The 13,759-nt window shown below is 69.6% G+C and carries 14 protein-coding genes; 7 read left to right on the top strand and 7 right to left on the bottom strand.

Going from position 1 to position 13,759, the window contains the following annotated elements; all coding sequences use genetic code 11:
* The first annotated feature begins 3 nt into the window (after window positions 1-3).
* From AC1HIL_RS13010 to AC1HIL_RS12985, 6 genes are read left to right on the top strand one after another with little or no spacing between them, the layout of a single operon-like run.
* Window positions 4-1,590: an ABC transporter substrate-binding protein gene (locus AC1HIL_RS13010; protein WP_093349074.1), complete on the top strand. Its 1,587-nt coding sequence runs from the start codon at window positions 4-6 to the stop codon at window positions 1,588-1,590.
* Between the two features lie 33 nt (window positions 1,591-1,623).
* Window positions 1,624-2,559, top strand: a complete 936-nt coding sequence (locus AC1HIL_RS13005) for an ABC transporter permease (protein ID WP_479671928.1) — start codon at window positions 1,624-1,626, stop codon at window positions 2,557-2,559.
* Between the two features lie 8 nt (window positions 2,560-2,567).
* Entirely contained in the window at window positions 2,568-3,491 is a 924-nt protein-coding gene (locus tag AC1HIL_RS13000; protein ID WP_479671927.1) for an ABC transporter permease, read from the top strand.
* Window positions 3,492-3,504: 13 nt separating this feature from the next.
* A complete protein-coding gene (locus AC1HIL_RS12995; protein ID WP_296730360.1) occupies window positions 3,505-4,563 on the top strand; it encodes an ABC transporter ATP-binding protein in 1,059 nt (352 codons plus the stop codon).
* On the top strand, window positions 4,560-5,558 hold the full coding sequence (locus AC1HIL_RS12990) for an ABC transporter ATP-binding protein (RefSeq protein ID WP_479671926.1): 999 nt from the start codon (window positions 4,560-4,562) through the stop codon (window positions 5,556-5,558). The genes AC1HIL_RS12995 and AC1HIL_RS12990 overlap by 4 nt, the downstream gene beginning before the upstream one ends.
* A 34-nt stretch (window positions 5,559-5,592) precedes the next feature.
* Window positions 5,593-7,044, top strand: coding sequence for an N-acyl-D-amino-acid deacylase family protein (locus tag AC1HIL_RS12985; protein WP_479671925.1), 1,452 nt, complete (start codon window positions 5,593-5,595; stop codon window positions 7,042-7,044).
* A gap of 15 nt (window positions 7,045-7,059) precedes the next feature.
* Here AC1HIL_RS12985 and AC1HIL_RS12980 read toward each other — a convergent pair whose 3' ends face one another.
* The 3 genes from AC1HIL_RS12980 to AC1HIL_RS12970 all read right to left on the bottom strand — a co-directional run bounded on the left by AC1HIL_RS12980 (window position 7,060) and on the right by AC1HIL_RS12970 (window position 9,429).
* Window positions 7,060-7,584 (bottom strand): carboxymuconolactone decarboxylase family protein, encoded by a 525-nt coding sequence (locus AC1HIL_RS12980; RefSeq protein ID WP_479671924.1) that lies wholly within the window; start codon window positions 7,582-7,584, stop codon window positions 7,060-7,062.
* Between the two features lie 28 nt (window positions 7,585-7,612).
* Window positions 7,613-8,524 (bottom strand): Bug family tripartite tricarboxylate transporter substrate binding protein, encoded by a 912-nt coding sequence (locus AC1HIL_RS12975; protein ID WP_296730368.1) that lies wholly within the window; start codon window positions 8,522-8,524, stop codon window positions 7,613-7,615.
* A 110-nt stretch (window positions 8,525-8,634) separates the two neighbouring features.
* Window positions 8,635-9,429, bottom strand: coding sequence for an SDR family NAD(P)-dependent oxidoreductase (locus AC1HIL_RS12970; RefSeq protein ID WP_261208160.1), 795 nt, complete (start codon window positions 9,427-9,429; stop codon window positions 8,635-8,637).
* Window positions 9,430-9,524: 95 nt separating this feature from the next.
* On the opposite strand from AC1HIL_RS12970, the gene AC1HIL_RS12965 reads away from it, so the two are divergent.
* Window positions 9,525-10,457, top strand: coding sequence for a LysR family transcriptional regulator (locus tag AC1HIL_RS12965; RefSeq protein ID WP_261208162.1), 933 nt, complete (start codon window positions 9,525-9,527; stop codon window positions 10,455-10,457).
* A gap of 24 nt (window positions 10,458-10,481) precedes the next feature.
* On the opposite strand, the gene AC1HIL_RS12960 is transcribed toward AC1HIL_RS12965, so the two are convergent.
* From AC1HIL_RS12960 to AC1HIL_RS12945, 4 genes are all read right to left on the bottom strand, one after another.
* The gene (locus tag AC1HIL_RS12960; RefSeq protein WP_172705367.1) at window positions 10,482-10,715 is read right to left on the bottom strand and encodes a hypothetical protein; all 234 of its coding nucleotides are present in this window, start codon (window positions 10,713-10,715) and stop codon (window positions 10,482-10,484) included.
* Window positions 10,716-10,844: 129 nt separating this feature from the next.
* Window positions 10,845-11,828, bottom strand: a complete 984-nt coding sequence (locus tag AC1HIL_RS12955; RefSeq protein ID WP_057589500.1) for a ZIP family metal transporter — start codon at window positions 11,826-11,828, stop codon at window positions 10,845-10,847.
* A 125-nt stretch (window positions 11,829-11,953) separates the two neighbouring features.
* Complete coding sequence (locus tag AC1HIL_RS12950; protein WP_057589499.1) at window positions 11,954-12,865, bottom strand: dienelactone hydrolase family protein; 912 nt, start codon at window positions 12,863-12,865, stop codon at window positions 11,954-11,956.
* Window positions 12,866-13,007: 142 nt separating this feature from the next.
* Entirely contained in the window at window positions 13,008-13,751 is a 744-nt protein-coding gene (locus tag AC1HIL_RS12945) for an aspartate/glutamate racemase family protein (RefSeq protein ID WP_479671923.1), read from the bottom strand.
* Window positions 13,752-13,759: the final 8 nt, after the last annotated feature.

Raw genomic sequence — 13,759 nt, 5'->3', positions numbered from 1 at the left:
GCGATGACTTCACCACGCCGCCTTCTCGCCGCCTGTCTCGGCGGACTCGCCCTCGCCACGGCGAGCCTGCACGCGCCGGCCCAGCAGCAGCCCAAGACGCTGCGCGTGGTCGCGCATGCCGACCTGAAGATCCTCGACCCGACCTTCACCACGGCCTACATCTCGCGCAACTTCGGCTACATGGTCTACGACACGCTGTTCGCGCAGGACGCGAACGGCAAGCCGCAGCCGCAGATGGTCGAGAAGTACAGCACCTCGAAGGACGGCAAGCAGTGGAGCTTCACGCTGCGCCCGGGCCTGAAGTTCTCGGACGGCAGCGCCGTGACCTCGGCCGATGCTATCGCCTCGCTGCAGCGCTGGGCCGCGCGCGACAGCCTGGGCCGCGCGATGGTGGCCAGCGGCGCCGAATGGAAGGCGGTCGACGCCCACAGCTTCACGCTCACGCTGACCGAGCCCTTCGGCATGGTGCTCGACGGGCTGGCCAAGCCCTCGGGCTTTCCGCCGGTGATCCTGCCCGAGCGCATCGCGAAGATGCCGGCCACGGCGCCTTTGACCGAGGTCGTGGGCTCGGGCCCCTTCGTGTTCAAGCGCGACGAGTGGGTGCCCGGCAACAAGGCGGTGTTCGTGCGCAACACCAACTACGTGGCGCGCAGCGAGCCGCCGAGCGGCCTCTCGGGCAGCAAGAAGACCAGCTTCGACCGCGTGGAGTGGCTCTACCTGCCCGACGCCAACAGCGCGGTGGCGGCGCTCAAGCGCGGCGAGGTCGACCTGGTCGAGCAGTTGCCGCCCGACTACATCGCGCCGCTGCGCACCGACAGCAACGTCAAGATCGGCTCGGGCGGCGCCTACCAGGCCTTCCTGGTGATGAACCAGCTGCACGCGCCCTTCAACGACCCGAAGGTGCGCCAGGCGCTGCTGCAGGCGGTGAGCCAGGAACGCTTCGTCGCGGCCATGGGCTATCCGCTCGACATGCGCATGAGCTACTGCGCCACCTACTTCATCTGCGGCAGCCCGAACGAGACCGCGGCCGGCGCCGAGCCCTTCCGCAAGGCCGACGTGGCCAAGGCCAAGAAGATGCTGGCCGACGCCGGCTACAAGGGCGAGAAGGTGGTGCTGCTGGTGCCCAGCGACGTGCCCTACCTCAACGCCGAGGCGCTGATGGCCGCGCAGACCATGCGCAGCATCGGCCTGAACGTCGACGCGCAGACCATGGACTGGGCCTCGATCGGCGCGCGCCGCGCCAAGCGCGATGCGCCCGAGGCCGGCGGCTGGAACATGTACGTGACGGTGGCCGGCGAGTTCGACGCCAACTCGCCGATCGCCAACGCCTACCTGAGCGCGGCCTGCGGCAACAGCCTGCCGGGCTGGCCCTGCGACAAGAAGCTCGACGAGCTGCGCACGGCCTGGCTCAAGGAGACGGTGCCGGCCAAGCGCAAGGAACTGCTCGACGCCTTCCAGTCGCGCGCCTACGAGGCCGTGCCCTACATCAACGCGGGCCAGTACTCGGCCGCGTTCGCCGCACGCTCCAGCCTCAAGGGCGTGGACAAGCTCTGGGCCGGCATGCCGACGGTCTGGATGCTCGACAAGTAAGCCCTCCTCCCCAGCCACGAGAACCTCGAAGCCATGGGCTACATCCTCCGTCGGTTCCTCTCGACGCTCCCGGTCATGGCGGTGGTCGCCGTGGTGGTGTTCCTGCTGATCCACCTCTCGCCCGGCGATCCGGCCGCGCTGATCGCGGGCGACCTCGCCACCGGCGAGGACATCGAGAAGCTGCGCGCCGCGCTCGGCCTCAACCTGCCGCTGTGGCAGCAGTTCGCGCTGTGGCTCGGCCGGCTCGCCACCGGCGACCTCGGCACCTCGATCTTCACGCAGGTGCCGGTGTCGCAGCTGCTCGGGCAGCGGCTCGAGCCCACGGTGTCGATCGCGCTGCTCACCATGGGGATCACGCTGGTGGTGGCGGTGCCGCTGGGCACGCTCGCGGCCTACCGCGCCGGCACCTGGATCGACCGGCTGGTGATGCTGTTCGCGGTGCTGGCCTTCTCGGTGCCGGTGTTCCTGGTCGGCTACCTGCTGATCTACGCCTTCGCGATCCAGCTGCCGTGGTTTCCGGTGCAGGGCTACGTGCGCTTCGGCCAGAGCCCGGCCGACTGGCTGCTTGGGCTGGTGCTGCCGTGCGTGAACCTGGCGCTGGTCTACATCGCGCTGGTCACGCGCATGACACGCGCCACCGTGCTCGAGGTGCTGCACGAGGACTACATCCGCACCGCGCGCGCCAAGGGCCTGGGCGTGCTGCCGGTGCTCGGCCATGCGCTGCGCAACGCGGCGATTCCGATCGCCACCACGGTGGGCGTGGGCATCGCGCTGCTGATCGGCGGCGTGGTGGTCACCGAGACGGTGTTCGCGATCCCCGGCGTGGGCCGGCTGGTCATCGACTCGGTGCAGCGCCACGACTATCCCGTGATCCAGAGCGTGCTGCTGCTGTCGGCCGGCGTGTACGTGCTGATCAACCTGCTGATCGACCTGAGCTACCGCTTCTTCGATCCGCGCATCCAGTACTGAACCGCGCCATGTCCACCGTACTCCCCATGAGCGACAGCGACACGCCCCCCGTCCCGGCAAATATCTCGGCCAGCACCGAGGCCGACATCGCGCCCTTCGTCCCGCCGCGCTTCCGCTGGCTGCGCAAGCACCCGACGCTGATCGTCGGCCTGCTGCTGCTGCTCGCGGTGGCCGCGCTGTCGATCGCCGCGCCCTGGATCGCCACCCACGACCCGCAGGACATCGACCCGCTGGCGCGCATGCAGCCGCCCTCGGCCGAGCACTGGTTCGGCACCGACGCGCTGGGCCGCGACGTGTTCAGCCGCGCGGTGTGGGGCGGCCAGGTGTCGATGATCGTCGGCGCCTCGGTCGCCGTGCTGGCCACCGTCTTCGGCATCGTGCTGGGGCTGCTGGCGGGCTTCGTGCGCCGCATCGACGGCTTCGTGATGCGCGTGATGGACGGGCTGATGGCGATCCCCGGCATCCTGCTGGCGATCGCGCTGATGGCGGTCACGCGCGCCAGCCTCACGACCGTGATCGTGGCCATCACCATTCCCGAGATACCGCGCGTGGTGCGGCTGGTGCGCTCGCTGGCGCTCACCTTGCGCGAGCAGCTGTTCGTGGAGGCCGCGCATGCGGTGGGCACGCGGCTGCCGACCATCCTGTGGCGCCACGTGCTGCCCAACATGGTGGCGCCGCTGATCGTGCAGTCGACCTTCGTCGCGGCGGCCGCGGTGCTGACCGAGGCGGCGCTGTCCTTCCTCGGCGTGGGCGTGCCCGCGCAGACGCCGAGCTGGGGCAACATGATGGCCGAGGGGCGCAACTTCGTCGCCGTGGCCTTCCACATCATCCTGTACCCGGGCCTGCTGCTCGCGGCCACGGTGCTCGCGATCAACCTCGTGGGCGACGGGCTGCGCGATGCGCTCGATCCGCGCCTGGCGCGCCAACTCTGAGGGACGACGCCCCATGACCACTCCCCTGTCCCGCGTCGCGCTCGCGACCGGCGAGCCGCTGCTCGAGGTCGACGCGCTGCGCACCCACTTCCACACGCTGGCCGGCGTGGTGCGCTCGGTCGACGGCGTGTCCTACACCGTGCGCGCCGGCCGCACGCTCGGCGTGGTCGGCGAATCGGGCTGCGGCAAGAGCGTGACCGCGCTGTCGATCCTGCGGCTGGTGCCCACGCCGCCGGGCCATCACGCGGGCGCGGTGCGGCTGCGCGGCACCGACCTGATGCAGCTGAGCGAGCGCGAGATGCGCCAGATCCGCGGCAACCGCATCTCGATGATCTTCCAGGAGCCGATGACCTCGCTGAATCCGGTGCTGACCGTGGGCCGGCAGATCGCCGAGACGGTGCAGCTGCACCAGAAGGCCAGCCGCGCCGAGGCGCTGCAGCGCGCGGTCGAGATGCTGCGGCTGGTGCAGATCCCCGAGCCCGAGCGGCGCGTGAACGAGTACCCGCACCAGCTCTCGGGCGGCATGCGCCAGCGCGTGATGATCGCGCTGGCCCTGGCCTGCAACCCCGAGGTGCTGATCGCCGACGAGCCCACGACCGCGCTCGACGTGACGATCCAGGCGCAGATCCTCGACCTCATCAAGCGGCTGCAGAAGGAGCTGGGCATGGGCGTGGTGATGATCACGCACGACCTCGGCGTGGTGGCCGAGAGCTGCGACCGCGTGGTCGTGATGTACGCGGGCAAGAAGGTCGAGGAGGCCGAGGTGGTCGAGCTGTTCGACCGGCCGCTGCATCCCTACACGCGCGCGCTGATGGCCTCGATGCCCGCGATGAACACCGCGAGCACGCGGCTCACCGAGATACCGGGGCTGGTGCCGGCCGCGCACGAACTCGGCCGCGGCTGCGCCTTCGCGGCGCGCTGCGCCTCGGCGCGCGAGCGCTGCCGGCACGAGACGCCGCGGCTCACGCGCCAGGGCGATGCGAACGACGCCGACGGCGGCCACGTGGTGGCCTGCTTCGCGGTGCAGGAAGGCTGGGCCACGGCTTCGGTCGAACAGGAGGTGGCGGCATGAGCACAACGACGACGACAACAACAGCCAATGCCGCGCCGCTGCTGCGCGTGCACGAGCTGCGCAAGCACTATGTTTCGCCCAAGCGCTGGCTGCGGCCGGCGCGCCCGCCGATCCAGGCGGTCGATGGCGTCTCGTTCTCGGTGGCGCGCGGCGAGACGCTCGCGCTGGTCGGCGAATCGGGCTGCGGCAAGACGACCACCGCGAAGTCGGTGCTGCGGCTGGTGGAGCCGAGCGCGGGCTCGGTGCAGCTCGACGGCGAGGAGCTGGTGGGACTGTCGCCGGCGCAGATGCGCCAGCGCCGGCGCGACCTGCAGATCATCTTCCAGGACCCCTACGCCTCGCTCAACCCGCGCCTGACCGCGGGCGAGATCGTGGCCGAGCCGCTGCGCAACTTCGGCGGGGCCGACGCGGCCGCGCGCGAGGAGCGCGTGCGCTGGCTGTTCTCGCGCGTGGGCCTGCGGCCCGAGGCGGCGAAGAAGTATCCGCACGAGTTCTCGGGCGGGCAGCGCCAGCGGCTGGGCATCGCGCGCGCACTGGCCCTGCAGCCCAAGCTGATCGTCTGCGACGAGCCGGTGTCGGCGCTCGACGTGTCGGTGCAGGCGCAGGTGGTGAACCTGCTGATGGACCTGCAGGCCGAGTTCGGCATCGCCTACCTGTTCGTCGCGCACGACCTCGCGGTGGTGCGCCACATCAGCCACCGCGTGGCCGTGATGTACCTGGGCCACATCGTCGAGATCGCGGACCGCGACACGCTGTTCTCGGCGCCGCGCCATCCGTACACCGAGATCCTGCTGTCGGCGGTGCCGGTGCCCAACCCGCGCACGCCCGCCAAGCGCATGCTGCTGCAGGGCGATCCGCCAAGCCCCGCGAACCCGCCCTCGGGCTGCCGCTTCCACACCCGCTGCCCGATGGCGCAGGCGGTGTGCAAGGAGCAGCAGCCCGTGCTCACGCCGCGCGAGGCCGAGGGCCATCTGGTGGCCTGCCATTTCCGCTGAACACGCACTCACAACAGACAAAGGAAAGAACGCGATGTCGAACCCCACCCACCACGACCTGCTGATCCGCGGCGGCACCGTGATCGACGGCACCAAGGCGCCGCGCTTCGAGGCCGACGTGGCCATCTCGCGCGGGCGCATTGCCGCCATCGGCAAGCTCGAGGGCCACACGGCCGACCAGGTGCTCGACGCCACGGGTCGCATCGTGGCGCCGGGCTTCATCGACTCGCACACGCACGACGACCAGGCGGTGCTGTCGCAGGCGCAGATGCCGTTCAAGGTTTCTCAAGGCGTGACCACGGTGATCGCGGGCAACTGCGGCATCAGCGCCGCGCCGCTGCGCGAGGACATGGACCTGCCGATGCCGCTGAGCCTGCTCGACTCGCCGGTCGAGGGCCGCTTCACCACCTTCGCGGCCTACCTCGACGCGCTGCGCGCCACGCCCTCCTCGGTCAACGTGGCGGCGATGGTGGGCCACTCGACGCTGCGCGCCGTGACCATGGCCGACCTCGACCGCCCCGCCACCGCGAGCGAGATCGCGGCGATGCAGGCGCTGGTCGAGGAAGCGATGCAGGCCGGCGCCATCGGCCTGTCGACCGGCACTTTCTACCCGCCCGCGGTGAAGGCCACGACCGAGGAGATCATCGAGGTGGGTCGCCCGCTCACGGCGCGCAAGGCGCTCTACGTGACCCACATGCGCGACGAGGCCGACCGCGTGATGGAATCGCTCGAGGAGACCTTCGCCATCGGCCGCGCGCTCGACATCCCGGTGGTGGTGTCGCACCACAAGGTGCAGAACGTGCAGAACCACGGCAAGACCAAGGTCACGCTGCCCTTCATCCAGGAGGCGATGAAGCACCAGTGCATCGGCCTCGACTGCTATCCCTACACGGCCGGCTCGACCATGATCCGCACCGACCGCGGCATGATGGACGGCCGCGTGCTGATCGCCTCGAGCGTGCCGCATCCCGAATGCGCGGGCCGCGACCTCAAGGACATCGCGGCCGACTGGGGCGTGTCGGGCGAGGAAGCTGCGAAGCGGCTGCAGCCCGGCAGCGCGATCTATTTCATGATGGACGAGGACGACGTGCAGCGCATCCTCGCCTTCGACGAGACCATGATCGGCTCCGACGGCATTCCGCTCGGCGAGAAGCCGCACCCGCGGCTGTGGGGCACCTTCCCGCGCGTGCTGGGCCACTACAGCCGCGACGTCGGCCTGTTCCCGCTCGAGACCGCGGTGTGGAAGATGACCGGCCTCACGGCACGCAACTTCGGCCTGCACGAGCGCGGCACGCTCAAGCCCGGCCACCACGCGGACGTGGTGGTGTTCGATGCGAAGACCGTGCGCGACACCGCGAACTACCAGGAGCCGACGCAGGCGGCCGAGGGCATCGAGGCGGTGATCGTGAATGGCGCGCTGACCTGGCGCGATGGCGCGCACAGCGGTGCGCGCAACGGGCAGGTGATCGTGCGGCAGACGAGCTGACGCCGGGGGCAGCTCTCAACGCGCGTCGTGCGAATGGATCTGCAGCGCTTCGAGGAAGCGCGAGACCATGTTGTAGGCCGCGACCGTCGCCGTGAGTTCCACCAGCTGCCGCGGCTCGAACTGCGCCGACACCGCGGCGAAGATCGCATCGGGCACCTGCACGTGGAGCGTCATGGCGTCGGCATAGGCCAGCACCGCGCGCTCGCGTTCGCTGAACAGGTCGCTTTGCGCCCAGTCCGCCAGCGCATCGAGCTGCGGCTGCGACATGCCTTCCTTCAGCGCGATCGGCGCGTGCTGGTCCGCTTCGTAGGGCGCGTGGTTGAGCTGCGCCACGCGCATGATGACCATCTCGCGCAGCGCGCCGGGCAGCGAGGACTTCTGCCGGATCGCGGTCAGGTAGTGGAGCCAGCCTTCGGCCACGGGCGGGCTGTTGAGCAGCATGCGATAGAGATGCAGCACCTCGCCGCGCTCGGCGACGATGCGATCCGCCAGCGGCTTGACGGCGGGGTTCTGGCTGTCCGCGTAGGGGATCCGGGCCATGGGGTGTTCCTTTCTTCGGGGATCGGGTTCAGTCGCTGGTGACGATCCTGCGCTTGACCAGGTCGTCCATGACTTCGGCGTCTCTTTTCACGCGCTGCGCGAACTGCTCGGGCGTGCCGTTCACGATGTCGTAGGCGTTCTCGGCGAAGCGCTTCTCCACCTGAGGATCGTGCATCGTCTCGCGCACGGCCTTGAGGATCTTCTGGCGCACCTCGGCCGGCATCCCCGGCGGCGCGACGATGCCGATCCAGGTGGGGTACTCGAAACCCGGGATCAGCTCGTTCATCGCGGGCACGTCGGGCAGCATCGCCGAGCGCCGCGGCGAGCTCACGGCCAGCGCCCGGACCTTGCCGGCCTTGATCTGCGGCAGCATCACCGACAGGCCCGCGAACGCGTAGTCGATGTGGCCGCCCAGCATGTCGGTGAGCAGCGGGCCCGCGCCCTTGTAGGGCACGTGCTCGGTGCGCAGCCCCTTGGCCAGCGAGAGCTGCGCGCTGTTCACGTGCCCGGCCGATGCGGTGCCCGCGGAGCCGTAGGAGCTCTTGGGATTGGCCTTGAGGTAGGTCACCAGTTCGTCGAAGTTCTTCGCCGGCAGGTCGTTGCGCGTGACCAGCACCTGCGGCGTGGTGACGAGCAGGCTCAGGTAGTCGAAGTCCTTGAAGGTGTCGAAGGGCAGGTTCTTCACCGTGAGGTGGTTCACCGCCTGCGAATCGAGCGCGAGCATGAGGGTGTAGCCGTCGGGCTTGGCACGATGCAGGTCGCCCGCGCCCAGCGAACCGCTGGCGCCGGGCTTGTTGTCGATCACCAGAGTCTGGCCCAGCTTCTCGCCCAGGGTGTTGCCGATGATGCGTGCCGTCTGGTCGACCGCGCCGCCCGGAGCGAAGGGCACGATGAGGCGGATGGGCTGGCGGGGATAGCCCTGCGCATGGGCGGCCGGCATCAGTGCAGCCGCTCCCGTCGCGACTGCGCAAGCCAATAGAAGTCGTCGCCCGGTCTCGAGCATGTATGTCTCCTGGTTTTTGGGGGAAGCGATGGGAAGGGAACGGGCCGTCAGCGCGTGGCCGCGACCAGGCCGCCGTCGACGACGATCTCGGTGCCGGTCACGTAGCGGCTTTCGTCCGCCACGAGGAACAGCACCGCGTGCGCCGTGTCCCAGCCGGTGCCCATGTGCTTCATGGGCACCTGGTTGTTGCGGTGGTCGATGAAGCCTTGCGTGTCGCCCTTCGCGTACTTCGCCGCCAGCCCTTCGATGAGCGGCGTGTGCATCAGCCCCGGCACCACGCAGTTGAGCCGGATGCCTTCGGGCGCATGGATGACGGCCGAGGTGTGCGTGAACTGCAGCAGCCCCGCCTTGGCCGCGGCGTAGGCGACCTGCGGCTTGCCTATGTAGCGCAGGCCGGCCACGGACGCCACGCTGACGATGGCGCCGCCGCCCTGCGCGCGCATGTGCGGGATGACGTGCTTGCAGCCGAGGAACGCGCTCTTGAGGTTGACCTGGATCTGCGCGTCCCACACCGCCTCGTCCATGTCGACGGGGCCGCCGGGCTGCGAGACGCCGACGTTGTTGACCAGGATGTCGATGCGCCCGAAGCGCTGGATGCAGGCGGCCACCGCCTGCTCGACCTGCGCCGACTGGGTGGCATCGCAGGCCTGGACCTCGGCCTCGCCGCCCTCGGCCACGACCAGGGCACGCGTGGCCTCGGCGTTGGCCAGCACGAGGTCGGTGCCGAACACCTTCGCGCCCTGCCGCGCGAGCAGCACCGCGGTGGCGCGCCCATTGCCCCAGCCATCGGCCACGGCGCCGCAGCCCATGACCAGCGCGACTTTTCCCTTCAGATCCAGCACCTTGTCGTCTCCTTCGATTTGCGTATGGGGCGATCGTAGGAAGATCCGATTTATCTTTGAAATTCTTTCTATCTATCGATTTATAGAATCAAGGAATGAATATCTCCCCGCGCCAGTTGCGCCTGTTCCTCGCGCTCAGCGAATCGCTGAACTTCAGCAAGACCGCGGAGCAGCTGTTCATGACCCAGCCCTCGCTGAGCAAGGCGATCCGCGATCTCGAGGAGGCGCTGGGCCTGGTGCTGTTCGAGCGCACCACGCGCAGCGTGCATCTCACCGCGAGCGGCACGCGGCTGGCCAGCATGGCGCGCAGCGTGATCGGGGAATTCGACAGCGGCCTCGAACGCATGCGCACATCGGCCGAGCAGGAGGCGCAGCAACTGAGCATCGCCTCGCTGCCGTCGCTGGCCAGCGTGATCCTTCCCGCCACCTGCGGCGCGCTCGAGCGGCGCTTCGCGCAGCCGCGCATCGCCATCCACGACTGCTCCAACAGCGCGAGCATCCAGCGGCTGCTGAACTACCAGGTGGATTTCGCGCTGGCGTCCGTCATGCCCTCGCACCCGGAGCTGCAATACGAGGAACTGCTGCGCGACCAGTTCGTGCTGCTGTCGTGCGGCGCCTGGCGCCAGCGCATCGCCGACGAGGTCATGCTCGACGAACTGCTGCGGCTGCCGGTCATCAGCATGACCGACGCCAGCACCGCGATGCGCTACATCAGCGCCGCCTTCCTGCAGCGCGGCGTGGAGTTCCGGCCGAAGATGCAGCTCGACCAGGTCGGCACGATCGCGGGCTTCCTCAAGGAAGGGCTGGGCGTTGCCGTGCTGCCCTATCTGGGCATGATGCCGATGGTGAGCCTGCGGGGAATGAAGATCTCGTCGATTTCAGACGGGCCGCTGCGCTCGGTGGGGATGGTCACGCGCAGGCAGGGCGGCACGTCGGCGATCGCGCGGGCGGCGATGGAGGAGATCCGCAAGGTGGTGGGCGCCTTGATGGAAAAGCACCAGGGCTGGCTGCATCCCGCATCGGCCTAGCGAGCGGCCCCGGGAGAGGCGCCCTCAGTCGGGCGCGTTCATCACGCGATCGAATTCCTCGTCGGCCGGCACGTTGTCGGCATCGAGCTCGCTGGCATCGGTGAGGTCGATGCCGGTTTCCTCGGACAGGGAATCGGCGGCCTCGGCGTCGATGGCATCGAAGTCGTCCTCGGGCAGGCCGTCGGCATCGAGGTCCTCGTCGACTTCCTCGGGGATCGGCGCGGGGCGCGCGCTGGTGGCGGCGGCACGGGTGGTCATGGTCGTTTCCTCACGTTTTCTCACGGATGGCAGGACGAAGCAGGCCCCTATGTTGCGCCGATTTCGCGTCATCCGGAAGTCGGCGCGGGTGACCGGAGGTATCGCCCGCGCCCGCACCTGTGCAAACGATCAGTTCTTCGCCGCGTCCTTGTTCGCCCCAGGCTTGGCCTCGCCTTCGTGCGCGTGGTCGTGGTCGTGTCCTTCCTCGTGCGCATGCGCGGCGTGGTCGTGCCCGTGGTCGTGGCCGTGCTCGCCGCTGTGCGCGAGCCGGCTCACGCCCGTGACCAGCGCGATGCCCGCGATCAGCCAGGCGATCTGCCCGAGGGTCTGGCGCATCGGCAGGCGCTTCTGCAGTTGCGGGATCAGGTCGGCCAGCGCGACGTAGACGAAGCTGCTGCCGGCCAGCACGAGGAAGTACGGCAGCCAGCCATGCAGCTGGTCGACCAGCCACCAGCCGGCGATGCCGCCGAGCATGGTCATGGTGCCGGCCAGCGACACCTTCACGAGCGCGGCGCGCTGGTTGGCCGAGCTCTGGCGCAGCACCACGAGGTCGCCGATGTGGTGCGGCACCTCGTGCGCGAGCACCGCGAGGGCGGCGACCAGGCCCAGGCGCAGGTCGGCGATGAAGGCCGAGGCGATCAGGATGCCGTCGCCGAAGCAGTGCACGCTGTCGCCGGTGAGCACGGCCCAGCCGCCGGCGCGCGGGCCGTGGTCGTGGCCGTGGTGCGCATGGTTGTGGCCGTGCGCGTGATCGTGGTGGCCGTGGTTGTCGTAGATGGGGCCGAGCTGCGCCGGCTGCCCGGCGGTGTCGCCGCCGTGATGGTGCTCGTGCCCGTGGTGCCACAGCTCGGCCTTGTCGAGCAGGAAGAAGAACACCACGCCGAACAGCAGCACGGCAAACAGCAGCGCGGGCTCGATGCGGCTTTCGAAGGCCTCGGGCAACAGGTGCATGAAGGCGGTGGCGAGCAGTGCGCCCGCCGCCAGGCTCAGCAGGTGCTGCGGATTCACGCCGCCCGAGCCGCTGCGCACGCCCACGCGCAGCAGCAGCGCCGCGAGCCACACGCTGCCGATGCCGGCGACCAGGGTCGCCAAGATGATCACTATCAAGTTCATAGCTGCTTACGCAATAAGAGCGCCCGATGGCACCCAGTTCCATTCATAAAAAGCAAAAAAGGCCGCCCCTTGCGGGGACGGCCTTCGGCGGAAGCTGGCTCTCGGGTCGTCTGAACTGGATTCGCTCAGGCGACGCCGTTGGCTTTGAACCAGGCGGTGGCTCGCTGCCATCCGTCGTCGGCCGCGCTCTTGACGTAGCTGGGACGGTAGTCGGCATGGAACGCATGGCCTGCTTCGGGATACACGACGAAGCTCGACGCCTTGGCAGCCGGAGAGCCATTTGCCAGGGCCGATTTCATCTTATCAACGGTGTCAAGGGGGATGCCCTGGTCTTTTCCGCCGTACAGGCCGAGCACCGGCGCCTGCAGGCTGGCGGCGATGTCGACCGGGTGCTTCGGGGTCAGGTCGCTGGCCTGGCCGACCAGCCGGCCGTACCAGGCGACGCCGGCCTTGACCTTGCCGGTGGCGGCGTAGAGCCAGGTGATGCGGCCGCCCCAGCAGAAGCCGGTGATGCCGGCCTTGGAGGTGTCGCCGCCGTTGGCCGCGGCGTACTGCAGCGCGCCGTCGAGGTCGGCCAGCACCTGCGCGTCGGGCACCTTGCTCACGATGTCGGCCTGCAGCTTGGGAATGTCGGTGTAGCCGCGCGGATCGCCCTGGCGCGCATAGAGCTCGGGCGCGATGGCGAGGTAGCCGAGCTTGGCGAAGCGGCGGCAGGTGTCGGCGATGTATTCGTGCACGCCGAAGATCTCCTGCACCACCAGGATCACCGGCAGGCCGGTCTTGTTGGCCGGCGCCGCGGCATAGGCCGGCACCTCGAAGCCGTTGACCGTGTACTTGATCGGGCCGGCCTTGAGGCCGTCGGCCGGGGTGCTGATGGCGGTCTGCGCCATCACCGGCATCACGGCGGCGGCATAGCCCACGCCGATGGCGGCCTTGAGCGCGGTGCGCCGCGTCGCGCCCTGCTCGGTGCTGTCGCCGGGGCGCAGCGAATCGAAGTCGGATTGCAGGTCGGAACGGCGGTCGTCGAATTGGGGCATGAGGAAGGCTCCAGGTGAGGGATCGTCGGACAAGGGGGAGTGCGGGGCAGATGCGGAAAAACGCACGCCGCAATGTAGGCGATAACGGCCCGTCCTCTGTCCGCGCGGGGTTGTTGTCCCCGTGCGGGCGGCCCGGCGCCGCTCAGCGCGGTTCGTAGGCCCGGCGCGCCAGCGCCGCCGCCAGCACCTGCGCCGGATCGACCAGCCGCAGCCCCGCCACCGCCGGCGAGCCCGCGAGCCCCAGCGGCACCTCGGTGCAGCCCATGATGATGGTGACCGGCCCGTGGCGCTCGGCCAGCCGCAGCGCGACCTCGGAGAAGCAGCGCTCGGCCAGCGCCATGTCGCCGGCCTTCACGCCCTCGAAGATGCCGCGCGCGATGGTGCGGCGCTCGTCCTCGCTCGGCACGTGGCAGCCCAGGCCGGCCTCGGCCAGCGCCTGCTCGTAGAGACCGATGCGGTAGGTGCCTTCGGTGGCCATCAGCGCCACCTCGCCCGCGCCCTGCGCCGCGAGCTGCTGCGCGGTCTCGCGCGCCATGTGCAGCAGCTCGACCTGCGGAAAGCGCTCCTGCAGCCGCGCATGCCAGGCATGGGCGGTGTTGCAGGCGATCGCCACCTTGCGGCTGCCGAGCGCGGCCAGCCGGCCCAGCGCCTGCAGCATCGGCTCGAGCGGCTGGTGCGCGCCGTTCTCGGCGCTCGACAGCAATGCGCCGGTGCGATCGGGCACCGGCACCTGCGCGAGCCAGTGCTCGGGGAAGGACTGGTCGCGCACCGGCTCGCCGCGCGCACGCATCTGCTGCGCGCAGGCCTGCACGAACAGCCGCACGAAGTCGGCGCCCGCGGCCGGGCCCATGCCGCCCAGGATGCCTACGACCTGCGTGGAGACCATGTCCTTGC

It is taken from the genome of Variovorax sp. ISS6 (genome assembly GCF_056523145.1).
The sequence above is the reverse complement of the archived record's forward strand: the minus strand, read 5'-3'. Positions and strand labels throughout refer to the sequence as shown.